The organism is Amycolatopsis sp. lyj-112 (genome assembly GCF_046549055.1).
Classification (GTDB): domain Bacteria; phylum Actinomycetota; class Actinomycetes; order Mycobacteriales; family Pseudonocardiaceae; genus Amycolatopsis.
The window spans coordinates 245,523-260,160 of sequence record NZ_JAJPWS010000011.1 but is presented as its reverse complement, the minus strand read 5'-3'; the positions used below and the strand labels follow the sequence as shown (position 1 = coordinate 260,160).

Below are 14,638 nucleotides of genomic sequence, written 5' to 3'. Positions count from 1 at the left end.
AGGAGCACGAAAATGACCGGCTCGACCCTGCAGCACGCCGCCTCGACCACCCTGCGCATCCCGGTGCGCGGACCGTTCGACCTCGACCAGTCCATCCGGTTCCTGACCGGGTTCCCGCCCGCGTGCCGCGCGGACGCCGCCGCCGAACCCGGCACGCTGCGGCTCGCCTTCCCAGCGGAGGCAGGATGGGAACACGTCGGTGCGGCCGTAAGACAGAGATCGCCCGGCTCCATCGAAGTCGAGGTCTTCGCCGGGGAAGGGCTCGCCGTCGAGGTCGCCGCCCAGGTGCGGCGGATCCTCTCCGTGGACGTCGACGGGGTCGGTTTCGCCCGCGTCGGCCACGCGGACCCCGTGGTGCGCCGGCTGCAACAGGACTTCCCCGGACTACGGCCGGTCTTGTTCTCTTCGCCGTACGAAGCTGCTTGCTGGGCGATCCTGAGCAATCGGACGTCCATGGCGCAGGCCGCCGGGACGAAACAGCGGTTCGCCGAGGAACTCGGCAGGCCGGTGGACGTCGGCGGGCGAATCGTCAGGTCGTTCCCGGGGCCGGACGCCTTGGCCGGGATCGAGGTCCGGCCCGGCGTGCCGGAGGTGAAGGTCGAGCGGCTGCGCTCGGTGGCCAATGCCGCCAAGGACGGCCTGCTCGACGCCGGTTACCTGCGAGCCATGCCGGTTCCGGAGGCGCTTCGGTGGTTGCAGCGGCTGCCGGGGATCGGCCCGTTCTCGGCGCAGCTGATCCTGATCCGGGGTGCCGGGCATCCGGACGTCTTCCCCAGTGACGAGCCACGGCTGCAGGACGCGATGAGAACGGCCTACGACCTGCCGCTGGCCCCTCCGGACGAGCTGGAGGAACTGGCCGTCGCGTGGCGGCCGTACCGCAGCTGGGTGGCCTTCGCCCTGCGCAACGACCGGGAGTTTCGCATGCGGGAGATCGGAGGTTCCGCCACCGCCTGACACCGGCCGGATCCGGCTTGTGGTGAGCTGGACACGTGAGCTCGTCTCCCGCGGACACGGTTTCCGACATCGCCCAGTCCACCCCGCCCGGCACGATCACCCTGGTCACCGGTGGTCTGGCGCTGCTCGTCGTGCTGTCAGGCAGGCCGTGGCGGATCGCCCGCAACCTGGTCACGCTCGTCCACGAGGCCGGTCACGCCCTCGCGGCGGTGCTGGTCGGCCGACGCTTGCAAGGGATCAAACTGCACTCGGACACGTCCGGCGTCACGGTGTCCCGCGGCAAGCCCGAGGGGCCGGGCATGGCGTTCACCGCGCTGGCCGGGTACCCGGCCGCCGCCGTGCTCGGGCTGGTGTTCGCCGGTCTGCTGTCGTCGGACCTGATCACCGTCGTGCTGATCGTGATGGCGCTGATGCTGCTGGGCGTGCTGGTGATGGTGCGCAACACCTACGGCGTGTTCGCGGTGGTCACCAGCTCGGTGGTGCTCGGCCTGGTGGCGCTGGTGGCGCCGTCGTGGTTCCAGGCGATCTTCGTCTACCTGCTGACCTGGTTCCTGCTGTTCGGCGGCGTCCGGCCGGTGATCGAGCTGCAGATCAAACGGCGCCGCGGCGGGGCCAGGGATTCCGACGCCGATCAGCTCGGCAGGCTCACCGGCGTGCCCGCGGTGCTGTGGGTGCTGGTGATGGCCGTGCTGACGGTGAGCTGTCTCTTCGCGGGCGGGTTGTGGCTGCTGGAGCCGACCGTCGGCTGACCGGGGCGGTACGGCAGACTGATGGCTCGATTCCGCGCGGAAGGAGCCGGAGATGGACGAGGTCGCCAAGGCCGTCGAGGAATGCGCTCGATCGGCGAAACGGGCCGCGCCGTCGCTGGCCGCCGCGTCCGCGGAAGCCATCGACGCCGCGCTGAACGCCATGGCGGGCAAGCTGGTCGAACACGCCGACGCGGTGCTCGAAGCCAACCAGGCGGATATCGCCAAGGCGCGCGAGGACGGGATGAGCGCGGGTCTGCTCGACAGGCTCACGATCACCCCCGAGCGGCTGACCGGCATGGCCGAACAGCTTCGCCTGCTGGCCGGTGCGCCGCACCAGGAGCGCTCCGTCGACGTGTCCACTTTGGACGGTGGACTGCGGCTGGTCGAACGCCGCCGCCCGGTCGGCGTGATCGGCGCGAACTACGAGGCGCGCCCGAACGTCACCGTCGACGTCGCTTCGCAGCTGGTGAAGTCGCGCAACGGCGGGGTTCTCCGCACGGGCTCGGCCGCGCTCGGCTCGGCCCAGCGCCTGCGCGAGACCGTGATCGCCCCCGCGCTCGCCGAGGCGGGCATCGACCCGGACGTCATCCAGCTGGTGCCGCGCGCCGAGCGTGAGGCCGCCTCCGCACTGGTGCGGTTCCCCGCGCTGGTGCCGCTGGTGATCCTGCGCGGCAGTGGCGACAGCACCCGTGCGCTGGCCACCGAGGCGGCCGTCCACGGCGTCCGCACGCTGGCCCACGCCGACGGCGGCGGAGTGCTCTACATCGACGATGCGTCCGACACCGACAAGGTGCGCGACCTGGTCTTCAACAGCCTTGATCGGCTCGGCGTCTGCAACCGGCTGAACCTGCTGCTGATCCACGAGGACGCCCACGACCGGGTCTGGCCCGGAATCGCCGGCGCACTGGCCGAACGCGGTGTCACCGCGTCGCTCGCGCCGCACGAGCACGCCATCGGCTACGAATGGGCGCTCGACTCCGATCGCGAAGCCACCGTCACGGTCGCGAAGGTCACCAGCCTGGCCGAAGCGGCGGAGATCGCCAACGAGCAGACCTCGGGACTGGCCGCCGGCATCGCCACCGAATCCAGCGACGCCGCCGACGCGTTCTTCGACGCCTACACCGGCACCGGAGTCTTCTGGAACGCCCCGACGCGCCTGCTGGACGGCTTCAAGCTCCTCGCCGTCCCCGAGACCGGCATCAACCTGGACAAGGTCCCCGGCCCGCGCGGTCCGGTGACCTACACCGACCTGTACGTGCGCCAGTACGCCGTCCTGCCCGCCTGACCCCGAGCACGCCCGCACTTAGAGGACTAATCGCGGGCGTGCTGGGGTCAGCGACGTCGGCGCCGCTTGGGCCGTGGAGGCAGCGAATCGGCCGTAGCGTCCTCGATGACCTCTTCGACGGCGTCCTCCACCTCAGCCGACACAGACACGGCGGCAGGCGTCGACGCGACCCCAGGAGCCAGCCCCAGCATCTCGGCGGCCAGCTGCTGCGAAGACGCGAACATGCCGGAAGGCCGGTCCCGTGCTCGCCGCAGCGAAGAGGGACGAAGCCGGTTGTAACCCCGCACCGACACCGGCCGCCGGGTCCGCACCTCGTACGCGGCCTCGTCGGCGAGTTCGAGGGCGAGTTCCTTGTCGACCAGGATCGTGCCGGGCCGGGCGACCGAGGTGAGGCGGGCGGCGACGTTCACGACAGAGCCGTAGACGTCGCCGAAACGGCTGAGGATGCGGCCCGAGGCCAGACCGGCGCGCACGGCGGGCAGGGTGTCGTCGGTGTCGGCGCGCTCGGACAACGCCAGGGCGATCTCGGCGCCGTCGACGGCGGAGTCGGCGACGAACAGCACCTCGTCGCCGATCATTTTCACGATCCGCCCGCGGTGCTCGGCGACCACTTCGGTGGCGACCGATTCGAACCGGTCGAGGATGGCGCTCAGCTCGTCCTCGCCGACCTGCCTGGTCAGCCGGGTGTAGCCGACCATGTCGACGAACCCGACGACCTCGGTCCTGGCTTCGAGGTCTTCGTCCGGGGCCGCGAACGCCCGTCCGGCGTAGGCCGCGAGATGCCGCCGCCAGACGAAGTTCTGCACCTTCTCGAGTTCGGGCAGCAGCCTGTCGACGAGCCGCGCGATCTGGCGTTCGCTGGTGCCGATGTCCTTGTTCTCGGTGATCATCGCCCACAGCATGTGGACCTGCCATTCCGCGAGCCGCGAAAGGTGCTGGCCCAGCGCGCGCGTCACCGCCAGCTCGATGCTCGGGTCGATCAGGCCCGAGTTCATCAGCTGGTCGGCCGTGCGGATGGCCTCGATGTCGGCGTCGGTGAAGACGACCTCGTCGTCCTCGACCGTCGCGAAGCCCAGCGCCCGCCAAAGCCGCCGGGAGCGGTCTTCGGGAACGCCGGCCTTCTCCGCGACTTCGAGCCGGGTGTACTTGCGTCGGCCGCCGAGCAGGATCCGTTCGAGACGCTGCTGCAGCGCATCGGGCGAGACCTCGCCGGGATCGGCCATTAGGTGGTGTGGACGATGAGTACGTCGACCCCGGACTTCCGCGCGACCTCGGACGGCACGGAGCCCAGGATGCGGCCGGCGAGCGTGTTCAGCCCGCGGTTGCCGACCACCAGCAGGTCCGCGGAGCGGTCGGCGACGACCTTGCGCAGCGCGTCGACGGGGTCGCCGACCAGTGCCGAGGTCTCGATGTCCTTCGCGCCGGCCTTGGCGGCCCGGTCACGGGCGGACAGCAGGGTGTCCTCGGCCGGGGCCGAGCCCACGACCTGGTACGCCTCGTCACCGAGGGCGTCCTGTGCCTTCTCCACATCGCCCTTGTTGGCGGGGTAGTAGGCGCACACGATGACCAGGGTCGCTCCGGAGTCCCCGGCGACGCTCGCGGCGCGGTCTACCGCCGCGAACGAGGAATCCGATCCGTCCGTGCCCACGACCACGGTCCGATATGCAGCCATCCGCAACCTCCACCGATCTCCTCAGCCCGCACACGCGCGCGAGCAGCGACGATAACCGCTCGACGACCGGCCCGCAGGCCGTCGTGAGCGGGGTCGGAGGAGAAGGTTACTCGCCAGTCGGTTTCTGCGCTGCCGCAGGTCGAGGTGAAGGCTTCGCTCCTGATGTGGCCTTCGGCACATCGGCCGTCCGGAGCTGCACCGTGGCCTCCGAGTCCGGGGACGGCTTGGCCTTCAGATCCGCCGGGACGTGCGGTTCGTCGCCGAGCACGTGCGTCGCTTCGGCGAGCGCGGTCCGCGCGGTGCGGACCTGCTCGGCGAGGCTGGAGCGCACCTTGCGCAGCGATTCGACCCGTTCGGTGGCCTGGGTGATCCGCCGGTTCGACTCCTCGGTGGCCTGCCGGACGCGGCGGCGTGCCTCGTCGGCGGCCTCGGCGAGCCGGGCGTTGGCCTCGGTGATCGAGTCCTGTTTGCGCTTGTTGGCGTCGGCGACCGATTCCCGCTGACGGCGATCGATGTCGGACTTGGCCGCCGTCTCCTCTTCGAGCACCTTGGCGCGGATGGTGGCCGCGTCCTCGGTGGCCTCGCGGACCCGGCGGGCGGCTTCGGTCTTGCTCGCGGCCTCCTGCTCGGCCAGCGCGTGCATGGCCTCGGTGCGCCGCGAGGCCATCGCGATCTCGAAGTCCTCTTCGACCTGGGTGCGGCGCTGCTGCGATTCGGCGTCGAGCTTGTCGCGTTCGGCCTTCGCCTTGTCGGTGATGTCCTTGGCCTCGGCGCGGGCGGTTTCGAGCACACCGCGGTGCTCGGCCTCCATCTCCTTGCGCCGGAGGTCGAGCTCGTTGAGCAGCTGCTCGTAGCGGGCGCGCATGGCGCTCGCGTCGGTCTCCGCCTTCGCGCGGATGTGGCCGGCTTCGGCCTCGGCGCGCGCTTTGGTGTCCGCGGCTTCGTCCTGCGCGAGCCGCAACATCCGCTGCAGGCGCTCGGAAAGGCCTTCGACGCTCGTCGGCGGCTGGGCCAGCCTGTCCACCTGGCCGCGCAGGTCCGCGATCTCGCCGCGCGCGATCTCCAGCTGCCGTGCCAGGTCGCCCGACTGCCCGATGGCGGCATCGCGATCGGCGGTGAGCATCTTGAGATCGGCATCCAGCCGTTCGAGATGTTCGTCGACCTGCGCACGGCTGTAACCGCGCTTCGCCACGTCGAAGCCGGCTCCCAGCGGCACTAGCTCCCGTTCCTCGCCAAGGCTCATCCTTCTACCGTAGTCGAGCTGGAGTCACGGAAGGGTGAGCACCCACGGAACGCGCGGCGAAAGCGCGTTCTGGCGCGCTAAACGTTCCTGAACGCGTTGATCGCGTCGAGGTGTTTCGCGCGCAGTTCGTGGTTCCGGACACCCAGACCTTCTTCCGGCGCAAGGGTGAGCACGCCGACCTTGCCCTGGTGGGCGTTGCGGTGGACGTCCAGCGCGGCCTGTCCGGTGTCCTCGAGCGAGTACACCTTGGAGAGCGTCGGGTGGATCAGACCTTTCGAGATCAGCCGGTTCGCCTCCCACGATTCGCGGTAGTTCGCGAAGTGGCTGCCGATGATCCGCTTCAGGTTCATCCAGAGATACCGGTTGTCGTACTGGTGCATGAACCCGGACGTCGAGGCGCACGTGACGATCGTGCCGCCCTTGCGCGCCGCGTAGACCGAGGCGCCGAAGGTCTCCCGGCCCGGGTGCTCGAAGACGATGTCCGGGTCCTCGCCGCCGGTCAGCTCGCGGATCTTCTTGCCGAACCGCTGCCATTCCTTCGGGTCCTGGTTGTTCTCGTCCTTCCAGAACTTGTAGCCCTCGGCGTTGCGGTCGATGATCAGCTCGGCGCCCAGCTTCCGGCAGATCTCCGCTTTTTCGGGGCTGGAGACCACGCACACGGGGATCGCGCCGCCGTTGAGCGCGTACTGCGTCGCGTAGGAGCCGAGACCGCCCGAGGCGCCCCAGATCAGCACGACGTCGCCCTGCTTCATGTCGGCGCCGTTGCGCGAGACCAGCTGCCGGTAGGCCGTCGAGTTCACCAGACCGGGGGAGGCGGACTCCTCCCAGGTGAGGTGGGCCGGTTTCGGCATCAGCTGGTTCGCCTTGACCAGCGCGACCTCGGCGAGCCCGCCGAAGTTCGTTTCGAAGCCCCAGATGCGCTGCTCGGTGTCGAGCATCGTGTCGTTGTGCCCGTCCGGGCCTTCGAGTTCCACGTTGAGGCAGTGCGCGACGACCTCGTCGCCCGGCTTCCAGTTGTGGACGCCGGCGCCGGTGCGCAGGACGACGCCGGACAGATCCGAGCCGACGACGTGGTAGGGCAGGTCATGGCGCTTCGACAGCGGTGAGATCCGCCCGTAGCGCTCCAGGAACTTGAAGGTCGAGACCGGCTCGAAGATCGAGGTCCAGACGGTGTTGTAGTTGATCGCGCTCGCCATGACCGCGACCAGCGCCTCGCCGGGGCCCAGTTCCGGTGTCGGGACCTCGTCCACGTGCAGCGACTTGCGGGGATCCTTGTCGCGGCTTTCGAGGCCTTCGAACATGCCGGCCTCGTCGGCGTGCACGGTCACTCCGCGATAGCTCTCCGGCACGTCGAGCGACGCGATGGCACCGAGGTCATCGTTCAGAATGGCCTGCTTGATCTCGCCGAGCTGCGTCATCGAAACCTCCGCGAATGGGGGGACGGCGTTGGCGACTCAAATTACTCACGGGTAACCCAAGACCACAACTCTACGAGACGTGGAGCACGTACACATCCCGAAGTGTTATCGCCCGGTCTTGACCGGCCGGCCAATCAAGCGGACGATCGACCGTGGAGATCTCTCCGACCTGCAGGTTTCGCCGATATTCGGAGGTGAGCACGCATGAATGAACCCACGACGCGCCCTTGGACCCGTCCCCATGACTGGGCGGAGGTGGCCATCGGTGTCGTCGTCGCGGTTTCACCCCTCTGGATGACCACCGACAGCACCGCCATGTGGACGCTCGTCATCCTCGGCGCACTGATCGCCCTCGACGGCCTCGCGTCGCTTGCGATGCCTGGCATGGTCTACGGCGAGGGCGTCCAGATCGTGCTGGGCGCGCTGCTGTTCGTTTCGCCCTGGGTGATGGGATACGCCGACTTCATGGGCGCGTCCTGGACGGCCTGGATCGGTGGCGTCCTGACCGTGGTGGCCGGGGCGGCCGCGATGCCGATCGCCCAGGCGACGCACAAGATGGCAGGGCAGCACTGAGCCGACGGGAGACGGCGTGAAAGAGGATTCGGCGAAGCAGCGCATCCTGCGAGCAGCGGAGGCGCTCTTCGCCGAGTCCGGATTCGACGCCACCCCCACGTCCCGGATCGCCACGCGGGCCGGCGTGCCCAAAGGCCTGGTGCACTACTACTTCCGGCGTAAGTCGGACCTGCTGACCGCGCTGGTCGCCGAACTACCGGACGCCCGGATCGAACCGGCCGTCGTGGTGGTCCCCGGTGACCTCGCGGGCAGCTTGCGCGGGCTCGTCGGAGAACTCGACAGGCGGTTCAACCGGTCCTTGGCGTTGTCGCACCTGTTGTGGCGCGAGGCCGACACGCACCGCGCTGTCCGCGACGCGCTGGCAGAACGGTTCCAGCAACTGGTCCGTCAGGTGAAGGCGGTGATCGTCGCCGCGACCGGCGGCAAACTCGCGATCGCCGACGTCGATTCGGCGTCCGGGCTGCTCGCGCGGGCGGTCAGCCACCGGCACGCGACAGCACGGCACAGCGAGGACGGGGACCCCGCCGAGATCGATCGCGAAGTAGCTTTCATCGCGGAGGCCCTGACTCGGCGTCAGTGACCGTTTTTCGCAGGCTCGACCAATTCGACGAGTACGCCACCGGCGTCCTTGGGGTGCACGAAGTTCACCCGGCTGTCGGACGTGCCGCGCTTCGCCTCGTCGTACAGCATCCGGAGTCCCTGCGCCCGCAGCGCCGCCGCGGCCGCGTCCACATCGGACACTCGGTACGCCAGCTGCTGCAGCCCGGGGCCGCTCTTCGCGAGGAACTTGCCGATCGCGGAATCGTCGCGCAGCGGCGCGAGAAGCTGGATCGCGGTCTCGGTGCCCGCGGTGCCCGGCGCGCGCAGCATCGCCTCGCGGACGCCCTGCTCCTCGTTGACCTCCTCGTGCGCCACCTCCAAACCGAAATGCTCGGCGTGGAAGGCGATCGCGGCGTCGAGGTCGGGGACCGCGATGCCGACGTGGTCGATGGCCGTCACGAACGGTTTCAGCGCCTGGTTCATGCAGAGCAGGATAAGTGCGCGGGCGGGCGAACCGGCGTGCGCCGCCTCACACTGGCTCCATCAAGAAGGTCGTGCCCCGGGTATGGTCGCGAAGACCGCCTTATGCCCATGCGCCGATGCTTGGAGGACGCCGTGTCCGGTTCCGTGATCCTGGGTGCCGCCCGTACACCGATCGGGCGATTGCTCGGTTCCTTGAAGGATTTCTCGGGTGCGCAACTCGGTGGATTCGCGATCAAGGCGGCACTGGAACAGGCCGGTGTCTCGCCGGACGCGGTCCAGTACACGATCATGGGCCAGGTGCTCACCGCCGGCGCCGGCCAGATCCCGGCCCGCCAGGCCGCGGTGGCCGGTGGCATCCCGATGACCGTCCCGGCGTTGACCATCAACAAGGTCTGCCTCTCCGGTCTCGACGCCATCGCGCTCGCCGACCAGCTCATCCGCGCGGGTGAGTTCGACCTGATCGTCGCGGGTGGCCAGGAGTCGATGACCCAGGCGCCGCACCTGCTGCCGAAATCCCGCGCGGGCTTCAAATACGGCGACACCACGCTGGTCGACCACATGGCCTACGACGGCCTGTTCTGCGCCTTCGACCAGGTCGCGATGGGTTCGTCGACGGAGAAGTACAACAGCCGCTACGGCCTCACGCGCGAGCAGCAGGACGAGTTCTCCGCACGCTCGCACCAACGTGCCGCCGCCGCCATCGCGGAGGGCCGCTTCGACGCCGAGATCGCGCCGGTGTCGGTCCCGCAGCGCAAGGGCGACCCGGTCGTCTTCTCCCAGGACGAGGGCGTTCGCGCGGACACCACCGCCGCGAGCCTCGCGAAGCTGCGTCCCGCCTTCGCCTCCGACGGCACCATCACCGCCGGTTCGGCGTCGCAGATCTCCGACGGCGCGGCCGCGGTCATCGTGGCCAGCAAGGCGAAGGCCGAGGAACTCGGGCTCACCGCGCTCGCCGAGATCGGCGCGCACGGCGTGGTCTCCGGCCCGGACGCGAGCCTGCACGAGCAGCCGTCGAACGCGATCCTGGCCGCGCTGGCCAAGGAGAAGCTGACCGCGGACGCGCTCGACCTCATCGAGATCAACGAAGCATTCGCCGCCGTCGGCCTGGTCTCCAGCGACAAGCTCGGCGTGGACATCGACAAGGTCAACGTCGACGGCGGAGCCATCGCGCTCGGTCACCCGATCGGCGCTTCCGGGGCGCGGCTGGCCGTGCACCTGATCCACGAGCTCCGCCGTCGAGGTGGTGGCCTCGGTGCCGCCGCGCTCTGCGGTGGCGGCGGTCAGGGCGACGCGCTGCTCCTCCGCGTCCCGTAAGCCCTTGCCGGTACAGCTGGATATCGACGAACTGGTCGGTCGCGCGCGGGACGGCGTCCCCCGCGCGATCGCCCGGTTGCTGTCGCTGGTCGAGGACGCCCATCCACAGTTGCCCGAGGTCGCGGCGAAGCTGACGCCGCATACCGGCAACGCGCGTGTCATCGGGCTGACCGGACCGCCCGGTGTCGGCAAGTCGACATCCACGTCTTCGCTGCTCACCGCGCTGCGGGCGGAGGGATCGAGGGTCGGCGTGCTGGCGATCGACCCGTCGTCGCCGTTCTCCGGCGGCGCGCTGCTCGGGGACCGGATCCGGATGACCGAGCACGCCACCGATCCCGGGGTGTTCATCCGGTCGATGGCCACCCGCGGGCATCTCGGCGGCCTGTCGTGGGCGACCCCGCAGGCGGTCCGCGTCCTCGACGCCGCCGGGTTCGACGTCGTGCTGATCGAGACCGTCGGGGTCGGGCAGTCCGAAGTGGATGTCGTGAAACTGGCCGACACCACGGTGGTCCTGCTCGCGCCCGGTATGGGCGACGGGATCCAGGCGGCGAAGGCCGGGGTGCTGGAGATCGCGGACGTGTTCGTGGTGAACAAGGCCGACCGCGAAGGCGCGGACGCGACCATCCACGATCTTAAGCAGATGATTTCGTTGGTGCGCCGAGAGATCCGCGGCCCGAGCTGGCGTCAGCCGATCGTGCGAACGGTGGCCTCGCGCGGTGAGGGCGTCGACGACGTCGTCCGCGCCCTGGCCGAACACCACGACTGGCTGGTCAAGCGCGACGAACTGCCCCGACGTCGAGCCGCGCGGGCGCGGGACGAGGTCGAGGCGATCGCCGTCCAGAAGCTGCGTGCGGAGATCGTCGATCTCCGGCACGGAGACCGGCTCACCGAATTGGCCGAACGCGTGGTCGCGCGGAAACTCGACCCGTTCGCCGCGGCCGAAGAACTGATTTCGGACCTGCGGGACTCGTGAGTGGTAATGACGGTTCTAACCGTCATTACCACTCACGAGTCTTTAGTCAGAGAATCTCGATGACTCTGACCTTCGGCGGCCGATTCGGGAAGCTGATATCGGTCCACCGGTTGATTCTCACGTCGGAACCATTGCTGTCGTAGTAGACCAGGTCATTGTTGCCGGTGGAGATCCTGTCGATCCACCAGCCCCCGAAGCTGATCCTCCCACGGTTGGCGTAGCAGTCGACGCTGGTCCCTCCGCCGAGATGTGACCAGATCTTCAAGAAGTTCTCCCCGTCTTTGCAGGGAATGCGGTCGATGGCGAACGACGTCCCGGTCGGCACCGCCAGGGTGAACACGGCGGCAGCGGCGGCCGCCGCCGCCACGATCCGACGGGCCTTCTTCTTGCTCGAGATCACAGATTCTCCTTTAGTGGAATTTCGAAAGGAGTGTGCGTCTTGTCAGACGAGGATCTCGCCGAAAGTCGCGCGCTGTCAATTTCCCGAACAGTTCGCGGGTACATCGGGGCAGCCGGATTGACCGTTCGTACCTAGAAGTCCACGTACATCTTGATGTCGCCGAAGTCGCTGTCCAGATTGTCCAGATGGGCGATGGCGTCCTCTTTCCAGACTTCCAGCTGGTTGCTCTCGCCCACGGTCAGCACATCGCCGGCGGCGACCTTGTTGGCGTACTTCGTGATGGTGACGGTCTGCCCCCGGCAGAACTCGACGCGCTCCAGGAACCTGTCGGCCATGTCCTGGTCGAAGACGCGGCCCATCCGCACGTAGCCGTTGTTGACGTGCTCCTCGCAGTAGAAATGCGCCGCGGCCGAGGCGATCCAGGAGGTCAGGTCCGCGTCCCCGCGGGGCCACTTCTCTTGGACGTGCGGTTTGAGCTCCCGGGAGATGCGGACGACCCGGCGCCGTTCGGTGTCGTTCAGGCCGTCCTCCTTGCGGAAGTCCAGGATCATGTCGTCGACGACCTTGGCGAGCTTGAGGATGCGCGGCTGGTCGAGCTCGGCAGGCCTGTCCGGCGGAAGGCCCGCCATGACCCTCTCGTGCACCAGGATGTACTGGGTGTACGCGTAGAGGAAGGTCAGCGCGTTCAGCTGCCACTGGTGTCGTTCGGCGATCTCCACGGATCCGACCCTAGTCGCGGACCTACTTACGGACCTGTGGAAATCGTGGGGATTCACCCTATGCTCTCTTTCTTGTCCACGGCTGGGAGGCAGGAACCGTGCAGAGGATCGCGAAAGTCTTTGTGGCTGTGTTAGGCGCCGGGCTGATGCTCGCGGCCGGGACCGGGACGGCGTCGGCGGAAGCCGCTCCGCCCAAGGTCACGAAGGGGCCGTGCCAGTACACGGAGACACCGGACGAGCCGGCCGCGCGGCCGGTCCCGCTGCCGCCGGACCCCCGCCGCACGCCGAGTCACGGCAAGGTGCCGGTGAAGCTGAAGACCGGTCAGGGCGCGATCGATCTGACCCTCGACCGGGCGAAAGCGCCGTGCACGGTGCAGAGTTTCCTGCATCTGGCTGTGCACCGGTTCTACGACCGCACGACCTGCCACCGCCTGACCTCGTACCCGACGCTCAAGGTGCTGCAGTGCGGCGACCCGAGCGGCACCGGCGAGGGCGGGCCCGGCTACAAGTACAAGGACGAACTGCCCACGAACCTGCCGCCCGCGCCGACCGACCCGACCGGTGAGCGGAAGGTGTACGAACGCGGCGTCCTCGCGATGGCCAACGCGGGCCCGGCGACGAACGGCAGCCAGTTCTTCCTGGTGTACGGCAATTCCGCGCTGCGGCCGAACTACACGATCTTCGGCACCGTGGGCGCTGACGGCCTCGAGACGCTCGACGACGTCGCCGCCGGCGGCATCAAGCCCACCCCCGATGACCCCGCCCCGGTCGACGGCGCCCCGGTCTTGCGCACCGACATCCTCCGCGCACGCCCCTGGTACTGCTGACCCCCTCCTCCCTCCGGCGTTTCGTCCTCTAGTCGCGGTGGTTCGCACAACGAACTACCGCGACTAGAGGACGAAACGCGGGGGTCAGGTGACCTCGAAGATGGCTTCGCGCAGCGCCTGCACCGTGCCGCTGAAGGCGTGCTTCGCGGCGGCGCCGTACCCGATGATGACGCCTTCGCTCTGCGGCTCACCGATCCAGTAGCGGCTGAGCCCTTCGAGCCCGATAGCGCGACGGCGGCAGGCGGCCATCACCTCCATCTCGCCGGGGACCTCGCCCGGGAACTGGAGCACCAGATGCAGCCCGGCCGAGATCCCTTGGTGCCGCACGAAATCCGGCAACGCGGCCAGCAGCCTGTCACGCCGGGACCGGTATTCGGCGCGGCAACGGCGAATGTGCTGGTCGTAGGCGCCCGAGTCGATCAGTTCGGCCAGCGCGAGCTGGTCCAGCAACGCGGGCCGGGCGCCGCTCGCGTACATCTCCGCGCGCACCGGTTCGACCAGGAACCGCGGCAGCACCATCCAGCCCAGACGCAGTGACGGCGCGAGTGTCTTGCTCGTCGTCCCCACGTACACGACCCGCTCGGGTGCGAGTGCCTGCAGCGCGCCGACCTGCTGGTGGTCGAACCGGAACTCGCCGTCGTAGTCGTCCTCGATGACGACGGCGCCGGTTTCCGCCGCCCAGCGGGTCAGTTCCGCGCGTCGGTGCGGCACGAGGGTGACGCCCAGCGGGTACTGGTGCGCCGGCGTGACCACCACCGCCGGACTGTCCAAAGCGGACACTTCGATGCCGTGGCCGTCGACCGGCACGCCGACCACGCGGGACCCGTTCGCCGCGGCGATGTCCCGGTAGATGTGCAGCGACGGGTTCTCGAACGCGATCTCTTCGGCGCCGCGCGCGTGCAGGACCCGCGCCAGGATCGCCATCGCGTGCGAGAACCCGGAGCACACCAGGATGCGTTCGGGGTCGGCGACGACGCCCCGGCTCCTGGACAGGTACGCGGCGAGCGTCTCGCGCAGTTCCGCCGCGCCCGACTCGGCGGTGTAGTCGAACGCCGTCATCGGCGCCTTGTGCAGTGCCCGCCGGATCGCCGCGAGCCAGGCGGACCGGGGGAACGCCGCAAGGTTCGGCCTGCCGGGGCGCAGGTCCCAGCGCGGCGCCGGATCACGGGGGACGGGCCGGGGCGGTGACGCGGGCAGCGCGCCCGCGGTCGCGACCCGGGTCGGCGCTCCCTGCGCTGTCCGCAGGTAGCCCTCGGCGGCGAGGTCGGCGTAGACGCGGGTGACCGTGCCGCGCGCGACGCCGAGATCCTGCGCCAACGCCCTGGTCGAGGGCACCGCGGCGCCCGCCTGCCAGCGTCCTTCCCGGATGGCCGCGCGGATCGCCGCGGCGAGGCCGGTCCGGCCGCTTTCGGGACGCCAGTCCAGGTGGACGTCCATCCCCGAACTGGACCATGATTCTGCCATGTGACTGGACCATACTCGTGGGCC

At 69.2% G+C, this 14,638-nt stretch carries 16 protein-coding genes; 8 read left to right on the top strand and 8 right to left on the bottom strand.

Annotated features, from left to right (window positions below):
* The first annotated feature begins 12 nt into the window (after positions 1 to 12).
* Genes ACLJRL_RS31065 through ACLJRL_RS31055 form a run of 3 tightly spaced genes read left to right on the top strand, consistent with a single transcriptional unit; the run spans position 13 to position 2,988 of the window.
* Positions 13 to 954, top strand: coding sequence for a DNA-3-methyladenine glycosylase family protein (locus ACLJRL_RS31065; RefSeq protein WP_410659881.1), 942 nt, complete (start codon positions 13 to 15; stop codon positions 952 to 954).
* 35 nt (positions 955 to 989) lie between these two features.
* A complete protein-coding gene (locus ACLJRL_RS31060) occupies positions 990 to 1,703 on the top strand; it encodes a M50 family metallopeptidase (RefSeq protein ID WP_410659880.1) in 714 nt (237 codons plus the stop codon).
* A 52-nt stretch (positions 1,704 to 1,755) separates the two neighbouring features.
* Positions 1,756 to 2,988 (top strand): aldehyde dehydrogenase family protein, encoded by a 1,233-nt coding sequence (locus ACLJRL_RS31055; RefSeq protein WP_410659879.1) that lies wholly within the window; start codon positions 1,756 to 1,758, stop codon positions 2,986 to 2,988.
* Positions 2,989 to 3,035: 47 nt separating this feature from the next.
* On the opposite strand, the gene ACLJRL_RS31050 is transcribed toward ACLJRL_RS31055, so the two are convergent.
* The 4 genes from ACLJRL_RS31050 to ccrA form a co-directional block, all read right to left on the bottom strand.
* Positions 3,036 to 4,211 carry an adenylate cyclase regulatory domain-containing protein gene (locus tag ACLJRL_RS31050; protein ID WP_410659878.1) on the bottom strand — a complete coding sequence of 392 codons (1,176 nt, stop codon included), beginning with the start codon at positions 4,209 to 4,211 and terminating at the stop codon, positions 3,036 to 3,038.
* Positions 4,211 to 4,660, bottom strand: coding sequence for a universal stress protein (locus tag ACLJRL_RS31045; protein WP_410659877.1), 450 nt, complete (start codon positions 4,658 to 4,660; stop codon positions 4,211 to 4,213). Before ACLJRL_RS31045 ends, ACLJRL_RS31050 begins: the two co-directional genes overlap by 1 nt.
* Positions 4,661 to 4,766: 106 nt before the next feature.
* Positions 4,767 to 5,876, bottom strand: coding sequence for a chromosome segregation protein (locus ACLJRL_RS31040; protein WP_410659912.1), 1,110 nt, complete (start codon positions 5,874 to 5,876; stop codon positions 4,767 to 4,769).
* 104 nt (positions 5,877 to 5,980) lie between these two features.
* Entirely contained in the window at positions 5,981 to 7,321 is a 1,341-nt protein-coding gene (gene ccrA / locus ACLJRL_RS31035) for a crotonyl-CoA carboxylase/reductase (protein WP_410659876.1), read from the bottom strand.
* Between the two features lie 204 nt (positions 7,322 to 7,525).
* Between ccrA and ACLJRL_RS31030 the strand changes: the two genes are divergently transcribed.
* The gene (locus ACLJRL_RS31030; protein WP_410659875.1) at positions 7,526 to 7,894 is read left to right on the top strand and encodes an SPW repeat protein; all 369 of its coding nucleotides are present in this window, start codon (positions 7,526 to 7,528) and stop codon (positions 7,892 to 7,894) included.
* A 16-nt stretch (positions 7,895 to 7,910) separates the two neighbouring features.
* The gene (locus ACLJRL_RS31025; RefSeq protein WP_410659874.1) at positions 7,911 to 8,474 is read left to right on the top strand and encodes a TetR/AcrR family transcriptional regulator; all 564 of its coding nucleotides are present in this window, start codon (positions 7,911 to 7,913) and stop codon (positions 8,472 to 8,474) included.
* Here the strand turns inward: ACLJRL_RS31025 and mce are convergent.
* The gene (gene mce / locus ACLJRL_RS31020; protein ID WP_410659873.1) at positions 8,468 to 8,917 is read right to left on the bottom strand and encodes a methylmalonyl-CoA epimerase; all 450 of its coding nucleotides are present in this window, start codon (positions 8,915 to 8,917) and stop codon (positions 8,468 to 8,470) included. The two genes, ACLJRL_RS31025 and mce, sit on opposite strands and share 7 nt — an antisense overlap.
* Positions 8,918 to 9,049: 132 nt before the next feature.
* Between mce and ACLJRL_RS31015 the strand changes: the two genes are divergently transcribed.
* Positions 9,050 to 10,231 carry an acetyl-CoA C-acetyltransferase gene (locus ACLJRL_RS31015; protein ID WP_410659872.1) on the top strand — a complete coding sequence of 394 codons (1,182 nt, stop codon included), beginning with the start codon at positions 9,050 to 9,052 and terminating at the stop codon, positions 10,229 to 10,231.
* A gap of 4 nt (positions 10,232 to 10,235) precedes the next feature.
* Entirely contained in the window at positions 10,236 to 11,204 is a 969-nt protein-coding gene (gene meaB / locus ACLJRL_RS31010; RefSeq protein ID WP_410659871.1) for a methylmalonyl Co-A mutase-associated GTPase MeaB, read from the top strand.
* 46 nt (positions 11,205 to 11,250) lie between these two features.
* Here meaB and ACLJRL_RS31005 read toward each other — a convergent pair whose 3' ends face one another.
* Both ACLJRL_RS31005 and ACLJRL_RS31000 read right to left on the bottom strand, forming a co-directional pair.
* Entirely contained in the window at positions 11,251 to 11,604 is a 354-nt protein-coding gene (locus tag ACLJRL_RS31005; protein WP_410659870.1) for a beta/gamma crystallin domain-containing protein, read from the bottom strand.
* Between the two features lie 131 nt (positions 11,605 to 11,735).
* Entirely contained in the window at positions 11,736 to 12,323 is a 588-nt protein-coding gene (locus ACLJRL_RS31000) for a hypothetical protein (protein ID WP_410659869.1), read from the bottom strand.
* 146 nt (positions 12,324 to 12,469) lie between these two features.
* Between ACLJRL_RS31000 and ACLJRL_RS30995 the strand changes: the two genes are divergently transcribed.
* Positions 12,470 to 13,150 carry a peptidylprolyl isomerase gene (locus ACLJRL_RS30995; protein ID WP_410659911.1) on the top strand — a complete coding sequence of 227 codons (681 nt, stop codon included), beginning with the start codon at positions 12,470 to 12,472 and terminating at the stop codon, positions 13,148 to 13,150.
* 84 nt (positions 13,151 to 13,234) lie between these two features.
* On the opposite strand, the gene ACLJRL_RS30990 is transcribed toward ACLJRL_RS30995, so the two are convergent.
* Positions 13,235 to 14,614 carry a PLP-dependent aminotransferase family protein gene (locus ACLJRL_RS30990; protein WP_410659868.1) on the bottom strand — a complete coding sequence of 460 codons (1,380 nt, stop codon included), beginning with the start codon at positions 14,612 to 14,614 and terminating at the stop codon, positions 13,235 to 13,237.
* Between the last annotated feature and the right edge of the window lie 24 nt (positions 14,615 to 14,638).

What these genes read in the sequence shown, in the direction of transcription:
- ACLJRL_RS31030 (WP_410659875.1), top strand. Translation starts at nt 7,526, where the DNA reads ATGAATGAACCCACGACGCGCCCTTGGACCCGTCCCCATGACTGGGCG.
- ACLJRL_RS30990 (WP_410659868.1), bottom strand. Translation starts at nt 14,614, where the DNA reads ATGGCAGAATCATGGTCCAGTTCGGGGATGGACGTCCACCTGGACTGG.
- ccrA (WP_410659876.1), bottom strand. Translation starts at nt 7,321, where the DNA reads ATGACGCAGCTCGGCGAGATCAAGCAGGCCATTCTGAACGATGACCTC.
- ACLJRL_RS31045 (WP_410659877.1), bottom strand. Translation starts at nt 4,660, where the DNA reads ATGGCTGCATATCGGACCGTGGTCGTGGGCACGGACGGATCGGATTCC.
- mce (WP_410659873.1), bottom strand. Translation starts at nt 8,917, where the DNA reads ATGAACCAGGCGCTGAAACCGTTCGTGACGGCCATCGACCACGTCGGC.
- ACLJRL_RS31050 (WP_410659878.1), bottom strand. Translation starts at nt 4,211, where the DNA reads ATGGCCGATCCCGGCGAGGTCTCGCCCGATGCGCTGCAGCAGCGTCTC.
- ACLJRL_RS31065 (WP_410659881.1), top strand. Translation starts at nt 13, where the DNA reads ATGACCGGCTCGACCCTGCAGCACGCCGCCTCGACCACCCTGCGCATC.
- ACLJRL_RS31055 (WP_410659879.1), top strand. Translation starts at nt 1,756, where the DNA reads ATGGACGAGGTCGCCAAGGCCGTCGAGGAATGCGCTCGATCGGCGAAA.
- ACLJRL_RS30995 (WP_410659911.1), top strand. Translation starts at nt 12,470, where the DNA reads ATGCTCGCGGCCGGGACCGGGACGGCGTCGGCGGAAGCCGCTCCGCCC.